The sequence below is a fragment of the Mesorhizobium sp. M1273 genome, from assembly GCF_040318195.1.
GTDB lineage: Bacteria > Pseudomonadota > Alphaproteobacteria > Rhizobiales > Rhizobiaceae > Mesorhizobium.
Genome location: NZ_JAMYLV010000048.1, coordinates 1 through 20843 on the forward strand (window position 1 = coordinate 1; position 20843 = coordinate 20843).

17 protein-coding genes and 2 pseudogenes are annotated in these 20843 nt (G+C 59.7%); 4 read left to right on the top strand and 15 right to left on the bottom strand.

Translation table 11 applies throughout. From position 1 onward, the window contains the following. A partial coding sequence (locus NKH30_RS30325) for a transposase domain-containing protein (protein WP_352997802.1) occupies window positions 1-182 on the top strand: 182 nt, incomplete at its 5' end. A 640-nt stretch (window positions 183-822) separates the two neighbouring features. Then, complete coding sequence (locus NKH30_RS30330) at window positions 823-1014, top strand: beta-barrel domain-containing protein (protein WP_352997804.1); 192 nt, start codon at window positions 823-825, stop codon at window positions 1012-1014. Window positions 1015-1057: 43 nt separating this feature from the next. Here the strand turns inward: NKH30_RS30330 and NKH30_RS30335 are convergent, their stop codons facing one another. From NKH30_RS30335 to NKH30_RS30360, 6 genes are all read right to left on the bottom strand, one after another. Then, window positions 1058-1297: a hypothetical protein gene (locus tag NKH30_RS30335; RefSeq protein WP_352542497.1), complete on the bottom strand. Its 240-nt coding sequence runs from the start codon at window positions 1295-1297 to the stop codon at window positions 1058-1060. A gap of 105 nt (window positions 1298-1402) precedes the next feature. After that, window positions 1403-2404: a nucleotidyltransferase family protein gene (locus tag NKH30_RS30340; protein WP_352818825.1), complete on the bottom strand. Its 1002-nt coding sequence runs from the start codon at window positions 2402-2404 to the stop codon at window positions 1403-1405. Beyond that, on the bottom strand, window positions 2401-3561 hold the full coding sequence (locus NKH30_RS30345) for a PqqD family peptide modification chaperone (RefSeq protein WP_352818828.1): 1161 nt from the start codon (window positions 3559-3561) through the stop codon (window positions 2401-2403). The genes NKH30_RS30340 and NKH30_RS30345 overlap by 4 nt, the downstream gene beginning before the upstream one ends. 410 nt (window positions 3562-3971) lie before the next feature. Further along, the gene (locus NKH30_RS30350; protein WP_352542499.1) at window positions 3972-5417 is read right to left on the bottom strand and encodes an undecaprenyl-phosphate glucose phosphotransferase; all 1446 of its coding nucleotides are present in this window, start codon (window positions 5415-5417) and stop codon (window positions 3972-3974) included. Window positions 5418-5852: 435 nt separating this feature from the next. Next, window positions 5853-7013 (bottom strand): glycosyltransferase, encoded by a 1161-nt coding sequence (locus NKH30_RS30355; protein ID WP_352997806.1) that lies wholly within the window; start codon window positions 7011-7013, stop codon window positions 5853-5855. A 34-nt stretch (window positions 7014-7047) separates the two neighbouring features. Then, window positions 7048-8709: a GMC family oxidoreductase gene (locus tag NKH30_RS30360; RefSeq protein WP_352473810.1), complete on the bottom strand. Its 1662-nt coding sequence runs from the start codon at window positions 8707-8709 to the stop codon at window positions 7048-7050. 310 nt (window positions 8710-9019) lie between these two features. Between NKH30_RS30360 and NKH30_RS30365 the strand changes: the two genes are divergently transcribed. Then, the gene (locus tag NKH30_RS30365; protein ID WP_352997808.1) at window positions 9020-10141 is read left to right on the top strand and encodes a right-handed parallel beta-helix repeat-containing protein; all 1122 of its coding nucleotides are present in this window, start codon (window positions 9020-9022) and stop codon (window positions 10139-10141) included. 19 nt (window positions 10142-10160) lie between these two features. Here the strand turns inward: NKH30_RS30365 and NKH30_RS30370 are convergent, their stop codons facing one another. From NKH30_RS30370 to NKH30_RS30405, 8 genes are all read right to left on the bottom strand, one after another. Further along, complete coding sequence (locus tag NKH30_RS30370) at window positions 10161-10565, bottom strand: recombinase family protein (protein ID WP_352473812.1); 405 nt, start codon at window positions 10563-10565, stop codon at window positions 10161-10163. Between the two features lie 105 nt (window positions 10566-10670). Continuing rightward, window positions 10671-11696 carry a glycosyltransferase family 4 protein gene (locus tag NKH30_RS30375; protein WP_352542502.1) on the bottom strand — a complete coding sequence of 342 codons (1026 nt, stop codon included), beginning with the start codon at window positions 11694-11696 and terminating at the stop codon, window positions 10671-10673. A gap of 277 nt (window positions 11697-11973) precedes the next feature. Continuing rightward, window positions 11974-13272: a glycosyltransferase family 4 protein gene (locus tag NKH30_RS30380; protein WP_352473815.1), complete on the bottom strand. Its 1299-nt coding sequence runs from the start codon at window positions 13270-13272 to the stop codon at window positions 11974-11976. Further along, a complete protein-coding gene (locus NKH30_RS30385; protein ID WP_352818837.1) occupies window positions 13178-14455 on the bottom strand; it encodes a polysaccharide biosynthesis/export family protein in 1278 nt (425 codons plus the stop codon). Before NKH30_RS30385 ends, NKH30_RS30380 begins: the two co-directional genes overlap by 95 nt. 296 nt (window positions 14456-14751) lie before the next feature. Continuing rightward, window positions 14752-16092: a hypothetical protein gene (locus NKH30_RS30390; RefSeq protein WP_352473817.1), complete on the bottom strand. Its 1341-nt coding sequence runs from the start codon at window positions 16090-16092 to the stop codon at window positions 14752-14754. Further along, entirely contained in the window at window positions 16089-17813 is a 1725-nt protein-coding gene (locus tag NKH30_RS30395) for a GumC family protein (protein WP_352997810.1), read from the bottom strand. Before NKH30_RS30395 ends, NKH30_RS30390 begins: the two co-directional genes overlap by 4 nt. 10 nt (window positions 17814-17823) lie before the next feature. Next, window positions 17824-19143, bottom strand: a complete 1320-nt coding sequence (locus tag NKH30_RS30400; RefSeq protein ID WP_352922099.1) for an oligosaccharide flippase family protein — start codon at window positions 19141-19143, stop codon at window positions 17824-17826. A gap of 162 nt (window positions 19144-19305) precedes the next feature. Next, window positions 19306-20094, bottom strand: a complete 789-nt coding sequence (locus tag NKH30_RS30405; protein ID WP_352997812.1) for a WecB/TagA/CpsF family glycosyltransferase — start codon at window positions 20092-20094, stop codon at window positions 19306-19308. Between the two features lie 271 nt (window positions 20095-20365). On the opposite strand from NKH30_RS30405, the pseudogene NKH30_RS30410 reads away from it, so the two are divergent. Continuing rightward, window positions 20366-20491, top strand: a pseudogene (locus tag NKH30_RS30410) (helix-turn-helix domain-containing protein); the annotation flags it as partial. Between the two features lie 202 nt (window positions 20492-20693). Here the strand turns inward: NKH30_RS30410 and NKH30_RS30415 are convergent. Beyond that, window positions 20694-20813, bottom strand: a pseudogene (locus NKH30_RS30415) (bifunctional Delta(1)-pyrroline-2-carboxylate/Delta(1)-piperideine-2-carboxylate reductase); the annotation flags it as partial. Between the last annotated feature and the right edge of the window lie 30 nt (window positions 20814-20843).

The window sequence follows — 20843 nt, forward strand, 5'->3', positions numbered from 1 at the left end:
ATACCGTCGACGGAGCCAGGGCCAGCGCCGTCATCTACAGCCTGATGTTGACCTGTCGCGCTTGTGGCGTCGAGCCGTTAGCGTGGCTGCGCCACGTCCTCACCGAATTGCCTCAACGCAACGAGGACGCTGATATCTACGATCTGCTGCCCTTCAACTTCGCCAAAGCAACAGCAGTCTGATCAGACCAGATACCGTTCCCAATTCGAAGGCCATCCGTCGAAAGCGCCGGCGTCAACGTGCAGGGAAAATCGCGCTTACATTCAAACGGCCATAATGGGAGTCGGTGCGTACCTGGCTATTAACCAGGAAATCTCCGGGGCGCGTCCTGTTTGCGGCGTCACTCATTATGGTCGGGCGCTTGCCCCGACGAGATCATGCAATGGAAAAGTATCGCGTCGGCGCGCAGCGCCCATGTGCGCCTGGAAAGCATATTCCAGGAGAACCCGCCGATTGCCGGACGCCTGCCTCTGACGCCGGCCGTCCGGCGCGCCCTCCATCCCAGACGGGCTGCCGCGGTGCCGGCGCTACGTTCGGGCCGACGAGCGACGGCAGCAACTAGTCACGATTGCCGAGACAAGTCGCCAACCTCGCCGAAGCTGGCGAAAAGCTGCACGTTGCAGATGACGTGCTCAACCGACCGAGCGCGCACCGCGGTCCGGGAGCGTTGTCGGCTTTAAGGTACACACGATAGGAGCCGTCGGTTCGCGCCGGCGAAACCTTGATGGAGATCATCCCTGATGACGACACTTGACCGTCCGGCGAAGAGTCGCCTGTCGACATCAACTCATCAACAATGTTGCCGAGGGCCTTCCTGCCGAGATGCGACTGCCTTCGTTCAAGGCTCGCTCGACGCCAGTCGCGATCGGCGAGGTGCAGACCGTTGCCGGCGGACGCGCCCATGAGGAAGTGACGCGTGAGCCCTACTACGAATTGAAAGGTTCCGTGCAGGTCTCTCAGTTCCCCGAACAGGTCCGCGAGAAACTCAGGCCCGGTATGCCGGGATCAGGATAGACCGCAGAGACGAGGAACGGTCAGAACGACCAAAGCAACCATTCTAAGGATTTTGCCCAGGAGGACCAGAGTGGACGTGGCCCGTGTCGCCGAATCCATTCCCGGGACGCGCGCCATGCGATGCGGCAATAGCTTGCGAGTTTAAGCTCGTGCCAAGCAACAGAGCAATGGATGGAGGTGTTACAACAGCAAAACGCCCGGCGTTCTTTAGAAATTCTCGACGCGCCTGTTCTTCCGGCACCTGGCTGTCTGTATTTCCTTTGGAAGACTTCCCGCTCTTCATCGAATGTACTCCTATCCTTGTGTAACAACTCCAACGCTCTAACTTGACATATGCCTTTTGTGAAGACAAGGCGCCATCAAGATACAACCAGGAAATTAAGTATTACTACACTTTTGACCCGAGATCGCCGTCAAGGAGGATGCTGGTTGCGCGGCGTCCAAAGTCGAGCGGACTCCGTCGGCCCCAGCCATCGCCATGTAGGAGTCGCCACATACCCCACAGCGAATTGCCGACCAGGCGCAATGGAACGCCGAGGACGGGATGGTACAAGGGGAAGACGCGCCGCCAGTGTTGAAAGCGAACCAAGGGACGCCGCACATATTGCGCCGGTGCTATGACGCCAAAGAAGTGACTCAAGGCCAAGAGTTGAGTATCGAACGCATTCCGCGCATTCTGATCGGGCAAGGATGTTCGGAGCTCCGCCCAATCCAGCTTATGCTGCTCCGCCAGCCGTGCCAGATCATAAAGGTGGCGAAAGTCGGTCCTTCCGCGCCAGTAGTCCGCCTCCTTGATGAGATCATGCATGATCCAGTGGAGGGCCCTAGACTGTGGGGCGGGGATTTTCGCCCTAAGCCCGTGACGGCGGGCAAGCCTCGGGGGCTCGCGGTCAATTTCCCGGTACGGCCGGAGCTCCAGGAGACCGACATCTTGCGGGCGCGCCATGCCACCAGCGACCGTCACTTCGGCGTAGCCAAGCTTGGCAAGACAAGCCCGGGCAGCCCCTTCTTTTGTCGTTTCCACAGCCAAGTCGAGATCGCTCATGATTCTGTCGGGAACCCTGCCGCTCGACGAAAGGAACAAGGGAACGGCCCCTTTGAGCAGGACCGGAACGACGCTCCCCTGATTGAGGGCAGCAACGGCTTCGTTCAGCTGCCTGCGCAAGCGCAAATTGCGTTCCCGGTTGCAGCCGTAAATGAACTGAAGATACTGGCCCACCCCTTCGGGGAGCCGGTCAAGCTGGCCCGTGTGCGCAAGAGTGGCGCACAAGACGGGCGTAAGCAGAGTGTGGTTGGCGAGTGCAATTACCGCCAGCCAGTCGGCCGTTACCACCAGGCGCCCGTTAAGTCCCGCGATCAGGGCCTCGAACGCATCCCTGGTAGGCTTCATCGGCACGCCGCCTTCAGCAGTTCCAACCCGTCACCCAATTTGGCATAGGTCAGGCAAAAGCCCTCTGCCGAGCGGATGACTTGGCAAAGAGCGTCGAATGCAGTGCTACTTAGCTCTTTATTCCGCGCAAAGGCGCCGTTCAGCAAGCCACCCAGGATCTCGCTCGGGTCGATCACGCGCAGGGAAGGTTTGGCATCCTGTGTCCGACAGAGCAAGACCACCCAGCCCACGGGCCGGGGAACGGTAGGGACATGATCCCTAGGCACAAGAAAACGCACACGCCTGCGATCGGGACGCCGGTAAACCCGAGACCTGCCGAGTTCGGGGAAATATTGTCCGAGAATGGACCATGATCCCGATTTGACTGAAGGCGCAAAAGCAAGGCCGATACTCTGTCCGGCCGAGTCGAGAAGTGTCACATCGTCTGCCGCGAAGCCAAACCCCGCGTGGACCAGCGCCAATGTCAGGGTCGTCTTGCCCGAGCCAGGGTTACCACAAAGGAGGAGCGTGCGGCCGTTCTTGAACAGCGCCGCCGCATGCAGGGCGAGTTCATATTCACTGTGCCCAAGCACTTCGGCCAGCAGTTGCCCTTTGACCATAATCGGTATCTGGTCTCGACCACAGGAATTAGTCCAGTGGCCATCCCGGAACAGGTGGATCCGCTGCCCACGCTCAACCAGATGGAATAGGACGTCGACGGCCCTGTTTCGAACTTCGAGATGCTGAAATACGGTCGCGGCCGGAAAGGCGACGGCAGCCGGATACAGTATGCGCACACACACGCCTGGAACAGCAACGACCTGGCAGATATGTTGATGAGCTGCGGTTGGGCACGGCGGTGGAGCAGGCTGGATTAGGCCGAGCCGTTCCCAGTCTTGAAGGGCAGCCTCGACATAGCCATAGGCCTCTTGCCTATCAACGCCACGGGCTGCCATCTCGCCCAAGATAGCCTGGACCGGCACGCCTTCTTCAAGCGAGCGCCAGATATCCGCCGCAGTGTCATTGAGCGCAAAGACTACCCCCTGCGTTGAACTGAGCAGGATGTTTTGCCCTTTGATGCATGCAAGCCGACCTTGGGGAACTAACCTCGCCGTAGCGTACTCTACAAGGGGAGGCCCCGCAGTTCGGTCAGTGGTTCGGGTTTGTTGCGGGCTCACAGAAGCCGTCATCCTCGTTTGTCTGGGCGTGGAGATCGTTCGATTCGAGTGGAACTCACGACCAGAGAGACACGATCTTCATGGCATTCCCCCTCCGCTCCCAAAGCGGTAACTTGCCAACGCCGTTGCCGTGCGGGCACTTTTGCTTGAAGTCGCAGGTTATGCATTGAGCGGTCGCTGTTTTTCGCCCTGATCATCGCTTGCATTCAGTTGTTCTGTAACAGCGCCTTTTGTAGTAGAGCCGCACCTCTCATGGTGTCGAGCCTCACCCAAAGTCGTATTCAATTTATACCGAAGAAGAGGTTCGCTTTTTCCGAGTGGGGTGTCGCTTGGCAGTTAATCGATGGGTCGTCGGCCAGCCGCCACTCCTTGCAAATCAATCACTTGCCACATAAATCGGCAAAGTTGGGCTAGACGGCGTTTCGCCCCGTCCAGATGCGGGGGATGGTCAGAAGCAGGATCTTTACGTCGAGCCAGACCGACCAGTTGTTGACGTACCACATATCGTGTTCGACACGCTTGATCATCATGTAAACATCAGGCGTCGCGCCGCGCCAGCCATTTATTTGTGCCCAGCCGGTGACCCCCGGCTTCACCTTGTGCCGAGCCGGATAAAGAGAGATGATCTGGCTGTATTCGCTGTCATGCGCGAGCGCGTGCGGCCGTGGGCCTACCAACGACATGTCGCCCTTCAGCACGTTCCATAGCTGTGGAATCTCGTCGATACTAAACCTTCTCAATATGCGCCCAACGCGGGTGACGCGGGGATCGCCCCTGCAGGCTTGATGGACAATGGGCCCGTCCTCCAGGATCGTCATCGTTCGGAACTTATAGATCTTGAACGTGCGGCCATTGAACCCGGCCCGACGCTGACAGAAGAGCACCGGCGCCCTGGATTCGAGCGCAATCAGCGCCGCAACAACGGCCAAAGGGGGCAGAAGAAATGGGAGGGCGACAGTGGTCAGCACAAGATCGAAGAGCCGCTTCATCAGGAGCTGAGGCGCCGTCAGGGGCGCGCTTTGCAATTCTATCGCCCTCGTCCCCCCCAGGTTGACGACAGGTCGCTTCAAGAGTGCGCTAACGACGTGGTCCGGTAGGAGCCTTACGGGTACCGCGACCACGCAAAGGTGGGCCGTGATTTTCTCAATCAGGGATATGTCAGCCCAACTGACAGCAAGGACTATCTCGTCGACCGAACGCCGACGCACATGTTCAATGAGCTTATCCATACACTCAAGGAGCGAGCTCTCGCTGGATGCAGCAGGCAATGTAATCGTTTGGCAGACCTGGCATCCGGAAGCCTCGATTGCCTGGACAACGCCGCTTGGCACGCGCACGTCCGATTGCGTTACGATCACTACTTGCGGTTTGGCAAGCATGTCCGACCTGGTCAGCGAGGCAAACAGTCGTCCGGCGCCAAGGCGCACGAAGATGATGCCGCCAAGTCCCGTCACGAAGAACAGCATGAGGGCTTGGCGCGAAAACATGTCTCCCACCTTGAGTGCAAGCGCCACAACCGACAGGCAAAGAAAGACCGCCGTCCAGATCAGCGCGACCTCCTTGATCTGAGAGGCCAGCGACCGCAGCTCGGAACTCAGATACAGGCCGCGCGCATATGCGGAAGTCGAAAAAAGGGCGGCTACAACAACACCGAGCCCGAAGTTCCGGCCGTACTCGCCGAAATGTCCGAAACTCACAAGATCATATACCATTCCCGAGCCGATGCTGAGCAGCACGACGGACATTGCCTCGAGAAGCGGAGACGACTGCAGAAGAACATTGACCTTGAGGGGCGCGTTCCACCGCGGTGCGTTTGACGTGGCGCCCGCACGGGGGCCTTCATGAAGAAGTGCCATGACGTTCACCTGCGTTCGAAGCCGCATTCATCGACCAACATCGGACGACCCCCCTCCTCTGCTGAAAACCACCGGAGTGCCCAGCGTGACGTGGCACCCCTCGCCTGCGATCATTGCCCCTTCACGCGAAGTTCGATTGCGGTGGCTGCGGTAGCACGGGGAATGGCCAGAGCATGGCAGCGACACTGCGCGAATCCAATTCGGCATAAGCTCTAACCCCAAAGGGTAGAGCCGGCGGACACACCGACCTTCCTTGCCCGCTTCCGGCGCCTGTTAGTCTTTCGAGTACCTCGAAATGATATGCTCTCGCGCGCAGGCCTGGAGCGGCGGACGCTCCGACGGAAGCGACCGGTTCGAAACTGCCGCTCTTTCTCTTTTTTTGGGCACCGCTGAGCGCCGAACCCGAAACCGGGTCTCATTTTAGGGCCTGATCGTCTAGGCGAGCGCCATAGCATCGGCGGCGATCCGTCGCAGCTGGAGCTTGCGAACGTGGAGGCGTGGGAGCGACTGCATGCCGATCGTGGCTAGGATGTGATCCCAACGGTAGACCCAATCGTGCATCTCCAGGCAACGGACCGTACTTGTCCGGCGCAACAATTCCGTACGGCAGGGGTTTGCGTCGAGTTCGCCAATTACGTCTGCGATATGGCTCGAGTCTGGTGATACCTCGATCACTGCGTCTGGCCAGTCGAAGTGCGCGCCGAATTCGGCGCATTGCGGCGCGGTCCCAAGCATGACGGCGCCCCCCGCGGCCCCTTCGAAAAGACGGGCAGGCAGCACCTGCTCGCCGGCAACCGTGACGGCCTTCGAGTTTGCAAGCGTCGCTGGACTGAAAGCCATGAAATAGCGCGTGCGCCTGATGATATTGGCGAGCAGCAAACGATGCTCATGCCACGCCTTCACCCGGGAATCTGTGCTTGCGAGCGTGTCGTAGAGATAGAAGAGGTCCCGCTCTTCGGCCAGCTTCAGAAGCTGTCGGTGTATCTTCGCGGCTCGGTTCCCGATCGAGTATACGTCGATCACGCGTTTGACCGGCGATAGGTACGGCGTTGCAATGAGGCCGTCGACGGCCGTGGCAAGGAAGGAACAGGGCGTGCGGGTGTATTGAGGCAGGCGAGGTATGCACGCGCTGTGCAACAGGAACACGTGGTCGAACTGGTCCAGGAGCTTCAGATATCGGCGGTCCTCTTCGAGAGTGCTCGACCAGAGCTCGAACAGATACGCGACAGCAACCTTGCATCGGCGGCGCCAGTCGTGGATCCGAGACAATTCTACAAGGCTTTGCGGACTCCAGGCGACGAAGAAGAAAAGGTCATAATCTTGCGTGAGCCGAACATGCTCAATGCTTGGCGCATTCATTAACCCCAGCCCTTTGCGAAACGCGTTTGTCAGTCTGTTGAAGTCACGCTGGACGTTGTGAGGGTCGTGCTTTGGCAAAATGGCGTGAAAGCGTCTCGTTAGGTAGTTGTCGATGCCAGGGGCGATCAGATCGGCATCCTCGCATTCGGCAACGATGCGGCAAAACTCATACGCCGACGCAAAGTGAGCCCGGTCCTTCGCATTGAATTCAGAGGCAACCAGTGTACGTCTCTTCAAGGAATTCTCCCGGCACTTGTCATTCGACTTTCAACTATTCGGCCGCCGCAGGTTGGCCCGGCGCATAGTGCTCCAGTGCCGGGAGGGGTTGCCGACCCAGGATCATGTCTGCTGCCTTTTCCGCGATCATAAAGACAGCGGCCGAAGTGTTGGCCGAGGGAACGGAGGGCATAATGGAAGCATCAACGACCCGCAGGCCCTCGAGGCCGTGGACCCGCAACTGGTCGTCCACGACAGATTCAACACTAGCGGATGGGCCCATCCGGCACGATCCGCACAAATGATAGGCTGTCAGCCCGGTTTCGCGGGCAAACTGCAGCCGGTCGGCGTCGTCCGTTGTTTTCGGGCCGGGAAGCTCTTCCGTGCAGTTGTAGCGCCTGAGCTCGGGGGCCCGAAACAGCTGCTGCACAGTCTTCATGCCGTTGATGACGACCTGTCGGTCCTGATCATCGGCGAGATAGTTGGGCTGGATCAGCGGCGCTTGTGACGGATCTGCCGAGACCGCCCGAACATGTCCGACGCTCTTCGGTCGCAACTGATAATAGCCAAGCTTGATGACCGGCAACCGCCGCGCGCCACCGTGATCGGTATAATTGCCCAGGGCAAGGTCAAGCTGGATATCGGGGGTGGAGTGAAGATCCCGCGAGTTGACGAACCCGTAGACGAGCGACGGGCTGACGGCGAGAAAGTTCGGGCGGCCCAGCATCCATTTCGCTGCCTCGCGCAGGAGGGCGAAGCCGTGTCCGCTGACCGTTTCGATGCCCTCCACCCGGGCGATCAGGTGGACTATGTAGTGGTCCTGAACATTTGCACCGACACCGGGGGATTCGTGCACAACCGGAATTCCAAGGCCGGAGAGCATTCTCGCAGCACCCACGCCTGACAGCTGCAGCAGCTTTGGTGAGTTCGCCGCGCCAGCGGAGAGGATCACCTCTCGACGGGCCTTCACACAGCTGGTGGGATGACCCGGCCCCCCTCGTCCATATCGAACGCCGATGGCACGCTTTCCCTCGAACAGGACGGCCGTGGCCTGCGCGTTCGTGCGGACGTCCAAGTTCTTCTTTCTGGCGATCGGCCGTAGGAAAGCCCGCGCTGCGCTCACGCGCCATCCGTTATCGATATAGCGCTGATAGTAGCCCACACCGGCCTGGCTTGCCGCATTGTAGTCGGGATTACGCGGGATGCCGGCATTGAGCGCGGCCTCGATGAATGCATCACACAGTGGATGTCGCCAATCGCAATCGGTAACTGGAAGCAGTCCGTCCGTCCCGCGGTAGAAGGGATCGCATGCCCCAAGCCTCCGCTCGGTTCTCTTGAAATAGGACAGCACGTCGGCGTAGCCCCAGCCTCGATTGCCCTGGTGGGCCCACTCGTCGAAGTCTGCAGCCGCGCCGCGGTTGTAGTTCATCCCGTTAATTGCGGTCGAACCGCCTAGTGTCTTGCCCTGCGACATCGGAATAGAACGGTTGGCCGTCCCCGGACTAGGCTCCGTGTCGAACTGCCAGGCATATTTCGGATTCGAGGATGTCTTGTAGAGTCCCGCCGGAATGTGCAGAAGGATGCTGCTGTCGGCCGGGCCCGCCTCGAGCAGGCAGACCATATTGGTCCCATCAGCCGCCAGACGATTGGCCAAGACGCAGCCTGCCGCCCCGGCTCCGACGATCACATAGTCAAAGACGTCCGCTTCAACCGACATCGCCTCGCGCTCCGCTTATTACCAGCTTCAGAGAATGGCAGGGAATCCGGCCGATGGCACTTTGCCCATCGGAGTTAAGCCTTATGGAGGGCTTTCGCGGCGGCCAGAATGGAGAGATGGTGTGCGAAGTGCTGTGCGTGCATAAGCCTGCCGCCGATGTGCATTCTTCGCGAACCTGCGCCGCTGGCGCACAGGGGAAAAATGGGGATGCCTGACGACAACCTGACCGAAGAAGCCGCCTTGCCGAGAGGTAGGGTTTATCTGCATCGCGTTGGCCACCTCGACGTCTCCGCACAAGCCGAATCGACGTTTGGCACCCGAACTGGGCGGGCTGATAAATTTCATGTTGCGCGGCCGGCAGTCTCTTGAACCCCGGCGCCTTAATCGGCGCCGTCTCCTTGCCGGGCTGCTAGCGCTGCCTGCCTCGGGTGCCGTCGGTGCAGCGGTGCCCCTGGCCCAGGGGCGATCGGGCGATAAATGGTTCGGGGGTGCCGTCTCCCTTGCGCGTCCAAGTGGACCCGTGCTCACGCGCGCGGATGGGCAGATCCTTGAAAACCTTGACATTTACGCCCCCTATGGCAACGGGATCACGGCACTCCATCAGGGCGTCATCGTACGCAGCTGCCGCATTCGTCATGCCATGGGCAGCGGAATATACGCCCGCGGAGCCGCCGGAATACGCTTGCAGGATCTCGAGATCGATCATGTCGGCGTTCCCCCGGGGACCGAACCAAGCCAGAACCGCAACAACATAGAGCTGGAAAGCTGCCCCGATGCGATCATCATCCGTGTCAAGGCGTCCCGCGGCTCCTCCAATATCTATGTCTTCGACTGTCCAGGCACCCAGATGAGCTTCCTCGAACTCCACGACGCGCGCGGGCCGTTCCCCCGTGGACAGAATGTGCAGTTCGACCGCTCTCCGGATACGAGCCTGGAAGAATTCTCGGCCGAGAACGGTCCCACCTCCTGGACCGAGGACAACATTTCCGCCTTTCACTCGGATCGCTGTACAATTCGACGTGGACTCGTCTTCTACAACAACAGTCCCACGGGCGCTGGCGTCATGCTGGAGGGAAGCTTCAATTGCCGGGTCGATGACGTCGATGCCGTTCAACAGGGCAACGGCGCCTTCTCGGCCGTTCCGCAGGGCAAGGTCGGCAGTGGCGGTTGTTCGTTCAACCGCTGCCGGAGCCGGGACACCTACAATGAGCCACGGGACGGCAGGGACGCCCCGACATCCAACGGCCTGTCGTTCCATACCCGGATATCAGAAGGCGCTGAAAAGCACAGTGTTAGGGACTGCTGCGTCTACGCGCTCGCCAGTCCCCGCAACCTCATCTGGCAAAGGGCGGCCGTGCATGCCGGTTGGTCCATCGAGCGCAAGCCATTTGATCCCAGACCGCCATTGCGGCTTGCCTTCAACTGGCAGTGAGCAGAGATCCGATGTGGCCCTATCGACGACGACGCCAAAAGAGAAGCAGGTCTGACAGCATTGACCGCGACGGCGACATCCCAAGCGTCCAGAGAGGCGCTGATGCAAGAATCATGCGTCCCGTCGTCGTGCTCGTATCGATAGGTGTGTCGACGATGCGAAGACCGACATGCTTGCTGCCAAGCCTTTCGATGAGCGCCAGCACTTCGCGGGTTGTGCGCGCAACACGGTACGGCTTCGTGACCGCAATCACGTCTCCTTTCCTGACACATGCGATCGCCCTCTCGAGCTCCGGCGTCGAACCGAATATGCCAGTCTTCTCGCAGAAGAACTTCTCGGCTCCCAAGCGGGCAAGATAAAGCTTTTGCGCCTCCAGCCTGGCAGCGGGTTCGAAGGTGTTGATACGACAGTAGCCGATGATCATCGCAATCCCCAATCGTAAGAAGCTTTCAGCGAGGGTCCAAGGTGCCCGAGGAAGCCGCTGACGATCTGCGAGCCTGAATGCCGCTGCGGCTCGGCAGTCCCTTTGTCATCTCCCATGTCCGCAGAGATCCGCGAGCTCGAGATATTGCTTTGCGACTCCCTGTGCATCGAACCGTCCCACCCACTGGCCGGCACCTGCCGACAAACGCGACCAAAGGTCATCATCGTCCAGCACAGCCTTCAGCGCTGCGGCCATCGCCTCGGCCTGTGGTTCGACCACTGCCCCATTCACGCCATCCGCGAGCAGATCCCGGCTGAGCCTTGAAGACCCGACGATGGGCGTGCCGGTGGCGATCGCCTCCATCACCGTTGCCGAGGCGACAGGGACCGTATAGCGCGTGGGGAAAGCGGCGACGCGAACGCGGCTGTGTAGTTCGCGAACGCGTGCTCCCTCTGCCATCCCGAGAAGGACCACGTGCCCCCGTATCGCTTCAGGAAGAGCGTCGACCGCCTTCGTCACCGGTCGTGTGATGTCACCCGTCAGGTAGAGCCGTACGGAAGGGTCGTTGAGGGCGCCGAATGCCCGGATCGTCGCCTCTGGCACCTTGTAGGGCGACGTGCCGGCATGGAGGATTGCCCGCTCGCGCTCTGCCAGCCCACGAGACGCATATGACTGGCGATCGATGCATTTGGGAATTTTCAGGATTTGGTCGCTTGGCAGCCCAAGATCTCGCACCAGTTCCTCCTGAAGCTCGGTCGTGGAGGCGACGACGTAGTGGCAGCGCCGCATGCTCGCGCGTCGAATGGCTCGCCATACTGCCGCAAGCGGCCCTTTCCGCCTCTCGAGATCGTGAACGACCTGGACGATCGTGCCACGCAGCGGTAGCGGCACCGTCTCGCTGTGGATGACAAGGTCCGGCCGGAACCGATTGATGATACCGATCGCCCGCAGCCATGCCGCGACTGAGGCCGGTCCGGTCAACCGCGTGCGGCTCAATCCGATTATCGGCAACTTGAGGCGAGGCGAAAGAAGTCGCTGGAATTTCGCGCTTTCGAAGGTGCCGACCACGATCTGCACCTGGTGCCCCAGTTCGAGCAACGCCTGGGCAAGTGCCACAATGAAGATGCTCACACCATCAGGTGAATCCAAAGGTTCGCGCCGGGTCAAGACAATGCGCATTCGATCGAACCGTGACAACAGGTGCCTGCGGGCGGCCGCAGCCTCCAGTGGCACCGTGTTTCAGCAATGGAAGCAAAAGAGGACCTCGCCGAAGTATGCGAGGCGGCAGGATCGATCCTCGAGCAAATGGGGAGTACCCCGGCCCGCACTGCGCTTGTTGACGCGTGAAGCTTGGTCTGCCCTATGGGCCGCCCTGGTCGGTTCCTGCCAGCCCATGTTCCGGCCCACCTCACGACACTGCCGCTAAGGCCCGGATCGGGCGCCTGACCAGGGGTTCATAGATGGCCATCAGCCGATTGAAGTTTGCTTCGGGCGTGTACCGCTCCTGATAGGCGGCATAGGCCCTGCCTGCCACTTCCTGCAAGGCAGATCGGTTTGAAAGCGCCCAGCGCACCTGATCGGCCAACGCGCCGGCATTGCCGACAGGAACGACAAGGCCGGTGACGTCTGGCTCAACGACCCCCTTGATCCACGGCAAATCCGTGCAGATGACCGGCAGCCGGCTTGCGAAGGCCTCGATGACGGTCATGGGAAACAATTCATAGCCTTTCGACGGAAAGAGCAGGAATGCTGCAGCCTGCATCTCCTTCAGCACCGTGTCGCGCGACTGACGCCCGAGATATTCCACGCGCTCGCCCGCAGACTGCTCGACGAGCGGAGCCAACGGCCCGTCGCCGATGATCCGCAGCGGATAGTCGATCTCCTTCCACGCCTCGAGCAGCGTGGCCACTCCCTTGTGGTGCTCATCCAGTCGTCCGACGAACAGCCCTCCATTGCGACGAAGGTCACCGAAGATCGGCGGCCTGGCAACCGCATTCGGCTTGACGACGATGCGTTCGGCCGGCAGGCCGCCTTCCACAAGCTTGTGCCTGGCCCAGTCGGTAAGGGCAATGAAGCGGTCGACCTTGCGGGACCAGGTGCCGGCCCGCTTGTGAAACTCGACCATTGCGGCGACGGCGAGCGTGCCCGCCAGGGAATTCCTGTAGACCTTCTTCGGAACAGTCCACCAGCAGGCGTGGCGGAGACTTCGCTCCCGAAGCCTCTCATCGGGATAAAGCAAGGCGCTGGGACAGAGAATCCTGAAATTGTGCAAGGTCATCACTGATGGCACGCCGGCCTCGCGGCACGCATCCAGGATGGAGGGGCTCAGGAGAGGAAAGAAATTGTGGATATGGACGACATCCGGTGAAAATTCCGCCAATTTTCGGGACAGGGTCCGCCGTGAATGAGGGTTGTAGATGACCCCCACGGCGCTAGAAATCTTCCGCGCGACCGACACGATATCGTCATTCGTGGCGGAGAACAGCTCGACGTCGACCCCATTCTGCTTGAGGCACGCGAGCTCCTCCCGAACCACGCTGTCCTCTCCGGCCCTTATCTGGTAGAAATTATGAACCATTAAGACGCGCATCGCAGTCCGCCACGTCCGAATCTCAATTCGGCATCCCGGACGCCGGTGGCGACGACGCGACGGCTCCGGAAAAGTCGACCTTTGGCAAAACGACCTCCACAACGTCGCCGGGCGCAAGCCCGAGATCTTCGCTGCCAGGGAGCGTCTCGGCGCCCTGCTCTCGCTTTCTATGCACTGTTATCTCGGGCCGACCCGCGGCTATCAGCAAGGTGGATTGCGCTTGACCTGTAAGCGCCAGCTTCTGCGCAGTACCCTCAAGACGCGCCGAGGTCTGGGCCAGATTCATATAGGCCTCCTGTAGCTCTCCCAAGGCCGCGATTCGTCGTTCACTGTCGATCTTGTTCATCTGTCTGACATATTCGCCGCGCTGGCGCTCGATGTTCGATGCCTGGACGATCGTATCGAGCAGTTGGGTTGATGACATAAGCGCCGCTCGACGGGCTTCAGATAGGCGCGTGGTCGCCGCCAGGCCCTTCTGAAACAGCGTCCTGACTCTCTCGTAGTCGTCGGTGTCGGCCTGGCTTCCCTCCTCGTCCTTCTTCTTCTTTTCAGACAGGAGCCCCAGTTGCATGTTAGCCTCCTCGACAGCACGTCGCAGAAGCTCCTTGTCCTTTTCACTGTCTGACTGACGAGCTTCGATATGCGCTGTTGCCGTTTGCTTCAATCGTTCGGCGAGCGCCTCAGGCACCGGTGCGTTCTCGACATGTTCGACTTCTTCGCCGAGTTCGGTGCGAAGGCGCCAAATGCGAACCTGTTCCGTTGCGAATTGCGCCCATAGGGCTTTGTACTCGGAACGGAAATCGGCCGCTTCCATGAGCGGATTGGCGATGCGAACCTGGGCAGCGCTGTAGCCACCCGCAACCGCCACAGACTGTCGGACAGTCATACCCGGCCGGAAGATGTACTCTCCCGGCCTGGCCACATCACCATAAACATAGATGGGCCGGTATTCGGCAAGCGAAACGAAGACCTGGTCCGTCTGGATCAGCTGCGTTATTTCACGGCCGTCCTCGGTCCCCCGCCGATAGGGCTTGCTGGCGAGACTGCCGGCGATTATTTCCTGCGCTTGTTGAACGGAAAGGCCGCTGATTTGAACCGCTCCAACCAGCGCCAAGTTCACCTCGCCGTCCACTCCGATCAGCAATCGCTGCCTGAAATCCGGAATACCAGGGACCGATACTTCCAGCGTATCTCCGGGCTTTAGCTTGTAGTCGGCAAGTGCCGCTGTCGGAATCAGAGCGATGGCGCCAGCAAACGAAGCGAGGCGGGTCGAAGCCATGGTCATCGACAGCGCCGACAACAAGGATCTCAACAGCTTCATGGGTCCCCCAACGGGTTGCCCCCGTATCTCTACGGGCGGCTTATTACGGGTTTCTCCCCGCGCGGGCGAACCTGCGCAGTGGATGGCCCTATGCTACCAGAAGAGGCATAGCCGAGGCCGAGGCAAAATGGCTGGCTCGCTGGCTCTTTCGAGGCACTCCTGATGGACCGGCACGGCGCCGCCGCATGAGCGGGCACATCAGTGGACGGCTCCCCCGCTCCTGCCGCGCCAAAATCGTACAACGCGATCCCTTCTACCGAGACCAATAGCCTGCCCTATGTCGGGAGGGCCGCATCCATGTTCGTTCCGATGTATGAACAAGCGTAATGCTGCGTTCGATCCGGTTCAACTGGAGGAAGTTCCACAGCCAAGGCCGGAACGCTGGCGCGAAGCGCAATCAAATAGCCGTATGAGAAAGCAATTCCCACAATCTGTAGAGGGCTCTCCAGGGCCGGATTGACGAACATGGCGAGGAAAATCGTGATGAAGACCGTGGACGCATGATTGCGAACACCGCGTGGCAGTCGATTTGGCGGGAAGGCCACCAAAATGGCAGACACGATCAAAATGAAACCAATGACCCCCGTCCGCAATATGGCTTGAAAGAACGAATTGTGAATTCCTGTCGAGAGTACCTCAAGCATTCTGGCATGCGTAATATTATGGGTGTCGGGAAGAAAGGTAATATCCTCGAATCCGGGAAACTCGTATCGCCATCGGACAGATTCCCTCCCAAATCCGATGCCAAACCCGTATGTATCCGCAACGGATACGAGTGCGTCCGAAATGAACGCGAGTCGGATCCCGGAGTTCGGGTCCAGAGCAAAGGTTTGAGGTATGAAGTTGAGCCCGACGGCATAAGCCGAAGTCAGTGCGGTCGCCAAAGCTGCGGCCATCAACCGGCCGGGCACGCCAATCAGAATGACGATCGTCGTGACCGCAAGCACCTTGAACTGAGCCAAGGGGCTGGCGAGGGCTATTCCCAAAAGGAGCAAAATGCCGCCGTATCGGCGCCAGTCGTTCGTCAGAAAGATACCGCCTGCAATGAAAAACACGGCAATGACCATGTTGTTGATCAGCGCACCATAAAGAATCACTATCGCGGCTTGCCCAGATGCGCGCGGATATTGCACGTCCTGCTGAAACATCACCGCCGGCGCGACAACGAGAGACAGGAACAGGAAAACGGGTGCACCAAAAAAGGCATTGCCGCTCATCAGCCTGCGGCGGAAATAAGCCTTGGACGCCCATGCGACGGCGAAGAATCCAACAATCGGGACGATTTGCCTTGTGACTGCTTCTTGAAGGAAGTGAACCTGCCAGGAATCCGGCATCAGCCTGTATCTGGACAGCAGGGCAATGAAGAGGCAGAAGGCGGTGTAGACCGCGAGCAGACGAGGCGGCACCGTCTGCCGCAGCAAGGCATAGGCCAGACAGACACCGACCGGGACCACTATGAAGAAAAGGCCAAGCAGGCGCAGGGATATTGCGAGGGCGCAGGCCAGCCAAATGCCCGAGAGAAAGAGGGTGTAGTCGAGCACGTCAGGGGAATGGCTGGAAACGAGGTCGACCGGCTTTGAACCCTTCCTGCGTGACAATGTCGCTGGCGAGGTCATGGCCTGTATTCCCGGTTAGGACTGAAAGCCGCACGGTTCATCCTGGTCAAAATTACTGCCGAGAGTTTCTCTGCAGGGATGATGCGCAGGATTCCCTTGAGGTGATCCGCGAAAGTGCGGCGTGCCTGCAACACCAAAAGGACCTCGTTGATGACGCCCATGGCAGCTTCCAGATCAGCGATGCGATCGGTGCTGTGAAAATCAACCACTATACAACTGTATTCTTGCTGCAGATGCTGGAGTGCAGCGGAGATGGAGAGCGAGGCATTCAACTCGGAGATTGACCCGGTGGGCCTGAGAACCAGAACTTCCAGCCCTCCCTGATGCGCGGGAATGATGGCAAACGCCCTTGCGAGCTTGCGACCTGCCTCCGCGTTCACCATTGGCTGGTTCATCGATGGCTTTTGCCAATTGGCATCAATGAGCAGTGTCTTTTGCCCGGTCGCCGCAATGAGCCTTGCGAGATGAACCGCCACCGTGGAGCTTCCGGACTTCGCGAGGGGTGAAGCAACGCCGATTACAAATCCGCCTTGGCGGCCCTGAACTCCGCGCATACGGCTGGCAATTTTGCTCAGCGAGCTGTGAAGCTCGGGAGCGTCCTTTGAGTAGACGGGCTGCAAAGACTGCTCGCATGGCCCCACAACATTCCACCTGCGGCGGGGAATTCTGCGTATCCCTACAATCCGATCAAGGCCGGTCGACCTGTGCACATCCTCGACCGTTATCAGGCGGTGGTTCATTGCTTGCCTGATCAATGCGTGACCAACGCCGGCAACCCCACCGGCCATAAGGGAGAGGGCTACCATCAGGACGGCTGGCGGCCAACTGCGTTGGCGAGGCGGTTCGGCCGCGGTGATGACCCTTGCGCTCGGGATCAGCGACGAGGCGCTAAAATCGGAGAGGGTCCGCTGCAGAAGGGCATTGTAAAGCGAGCGATAAACCTCGGCCGCGCTCTGCTGCTCGCGGAAAAGGACTCTTGCCCTCTCCGCAGATTCAGGGTCCGATTGGAGTTCCTTCAGTGATTCGGTCACAAAAGCCTTTTCCCGAAGTTCCGCCAGCCGCTTGTGCAGATCAGATGCTTCTTCCGCGCCAGCCGCCTGCCTGCGCTCGCGCTGATTTCCGATGTAACCGTCGGCGATCGCGTTCGCGAGCATGGCGGAGAACTGAGGATCGGAAGAGGTGACCCCGATCTCGACGGCGCTGGAGGAACCCATCTGAAGAACAGAAAACGCGCGCCTCACAAGGACCATCGCCTCATCCCGAATATTTGGCTCCGCCGTCGGCAGTTCGGTGCCGAAGTGAGACGCCAATTGGCCCTGCACATAGCTGGATATCCGGGTGCGCAAGCTGTCGTCCGTCACAAACTCTTCGTCTTCCGCTAAGCCAGTGTGGTCAACAACACGTCCGACGACTTCGTCCGACTGAATGACCTGTATCTGGCTCTCTACATAGACCCTCTCATCCGCCTGAGCTTCGCCCGGTTGCGGAGCGGGCGGAGATGAAAGGAGGATCGTCGCATAAGCGCTGTAATATCCAGGCGAAAGGACTGTATATGCGCCGCCGACACCAAGGCTTACAACCATCCAGAGGAGGCAAAGGCGCCAACTGCTTCGAATAAATCTCAAGATGTCTTTCACGGTCAGCTCGTCGCGATCCTTGGGAGGTATCTGCTGGTGAGGCGACCCGGACGGCTGAACGACGAAGTGATCGGTGGCGAACATACAGACTCTCCTACGACTGGAAACGATCGGCCTCGTGCTCCAACGGCGCGGATTGGGACGCCGGGGGATGTGCTCGCACCCGGCCTGCGTCGCAAGCCGCCGCCGTGCGAAGGACTGCCGCTCCGCCAATGAGGAAGAAGCCGGCTGAAACCACCAGCACGACGACTTCCTTCGCCACCATCGCGTAAACAATGGCTTGCTCCGCCATGACGAAAGACAAAGAATATGCGGCCACCAGGAATACTAGCAGACCGGCTGCATTAAGGGCCGCCCATTCGTTTTCATATCCGTAACTAAACATAAATACATTTGATGTGAATGTATTTATATTCATAAGAAATGGTATGATTGCCATCGCACGCACTATAGGTGTCGCTCCTGAAAATTTATCTCCAAACAGAATCAAAATTATGTATGGAGCAATAAAGAACATTCCAATACTCATCGCCGCCCCGCCCGCTACGGTGAATAGTGATCTTCTTATCAATCGAACCCCGGCAGCCGGATCGACATGAGCGTAGTATGAAACCCTCGGTATGAAAGTATCCATAAGCAACTTGAAAAATACTCTCGAGGCTAACAGAAACTTTTCGGCGACAGAATATTGCCCGGCTGCGACATAGCCTGCGAAATGCTGGACAAGGGCAACAGGGAGGGTGACGAGGGCAGTCTCCACGGCTATGAAAAGGCATCCCCTCCAGCCATTGCGCAGCTGCATTCCAATCGTCGAAAGCGTGACGGACCTGAAGCCGCCGAACCCAAAGGGAAGGATGAAAGGTAAGCAGATGACGCCACTGACGACGGGAACTGCGCTCTGGATGGCAACGGCGAGTGCGACCTGGTCAGGTGATGCGACCATGGCGACGAAACAGACGAGCGCCAGAACGCGAGCAACAACCACGGCGACGGCCGCCTGCCAGGCGCGTTCAAGGCCGACGAAGAGCCATGCCGGAAAAATAATGCCGCCGGCGGCCGAGAGCATCGCGCACAGGAATGTCGGCCTACTGAGCGCCAGCACGTCGCCGGCCAGCACAAGGCCCACCAGGCATACGGCAATGAACAGCACTGCCTTGGTGGCCATGACCTGAGCAACCAGGGACGCGATCGCCGCCGGCTCGTATCGGAGGGAAGCTACCCTGCGCTGCGCCGTCCAATGAAATCCATAGGCCACAACGACGGCAGCGAGTTGTCCGATGGCGAGCGCATACGCGTAGCGCCCGAAACTCATGGGTCCGAGGACACGCCCGGCATAGGGCAAGATGATCAGCGGCTGCAGGACGTCGGTGACATGCAGGACAGCCAGACTGGCGGCCTGTTTGCTCAGGGTCATGGTAGCCTCCAGTCAGGTGCCTGTCGAGGCAATGCAAACCACCCAGTCCAGATATGGCAGCGCCGCCTCCCAGAAGCAGCGCCAAAGAACAGCCGGCCGTGAAGAAGTTGGCGCAGATCGGCAATACGGCGGTCCAAGTGTGTTCACTGGTTCCGCCTCCCTCTAACCGTCACGAAGTCTGCGCCTGGGAAGCAGCGTTGCCTGCAACAAAGCCAGGATGAACAGGCTGTTCGTCACGAGATACCTGCTCGCCAGCCGGCGGGGATCCTGGAAGAGCCGGTGCAGCCATTCCAGCCCGCTCTTCTGCATCCATTGCGGCGCCCGTTTGACGTCTCCGGCGTGGAAATCGAAAGCTGCTCCTACCCCTAACATGACCGCATTGATCCGGCCGCGATGCGCCTGCATCCAGCTTTCCTGCTTGGGACATCCGAGCCCCACCCACATGATCCTCGCACCGGACTGATTGATCATTCCGACCACTGCCTCATCCTCCTCGGCCGACAGAGGGCGGGGCGGAGGTGAGTAAGAGCCCACGATGTTTATGCCGGCAAACTCGGTTCGAATGCACTGTTCGAGACGCTGGAGAGTGCCCGGGCTGCCGCCGTACAGGAACATTGCCGAGCCCAGTTCCGATGCCCTCCGGCAACAAATCCACATCAGGTCCGGTCCGGCGATGCGCCGCTGATCCGCGTGTCCCTGCCGTCTCAGCATCCAGGCCACCGGCGCTCCATCGGGCGCGACAAGATCGGCGCTATCCATCGCTTCGGCATGGGCGCGATTGCGGCGGGCGGTGACGACACTGTGGGCATTGCACAGGAAAACCGTTCGGCTCTCCCGCCGCAGGGCCCAGTCGAAGACGCAGTTGACTGCCTGCGCCAAGCCCAGCGCGTGCACGGGTACCCCAAGCACTTGCTCGCGCACCACTCCCTGATCGATCGCGAGCTCTGTCATGCCACCCTCGATTGCTGCAATGGTGAGCCATCATCACAGCGTGCGGGCACTTCGAGTGCAAATGCTATTCCGAACGGGAAGCTGGCGGGCGGCGCTCATCGGAGGTACTTAAAAGGAATATCCGAATATCCTGTCCGAACCGGTGTGGTGCACCCCGATTCTGAGACACGAAAAGGGTAACAGTTCTCCATTCGTTAAGGAGAGCTGATGAGGAGAGAAGAACCCGGGGCGGCGGTTCAGTGGCGAATTCAAGAGAGCGGCGGTGTAACGCATGGCTGCGGGCGCCAATATGAGCAAGTTGGCGCGGGAGCTCGGCATCTCTGGCAAGGGTCTCTATCGCTGGCAGAAGCAGTTTCGTGCAGGCGGGCCAGCAGCTCTGCGCGGTCGCATGGGTCCGCCGCGAGCGGTACGCCGGCTAGGTGAGGCGGACGACCCGGGCGGTGCAGCGCCGGCATTGCCGTCGGAAGCGCTTGACGAGCTTTCGAAGGCATTGGCTCGGATCGGCGAACTGGAGCGTCTCGTCGGGTATCCGGTTCAAAGCGTTACCCATCTATCAACTTGTTCTCTCCGCGCTGCCGAAAGAGCGCATGGAAGGAGCGGCCCGTCGCGCCGTCGACCAGGAGGTAAAGCCCCATCACCGCGGGTTTGCCTACGGCATTGTTGTCGGGCGACACCGTGACGATCTTGACGCCGATATGGCCATGTGCCGACGTGTCAGCTGTACGGAGAACAAGGGATATTCCTTTTAA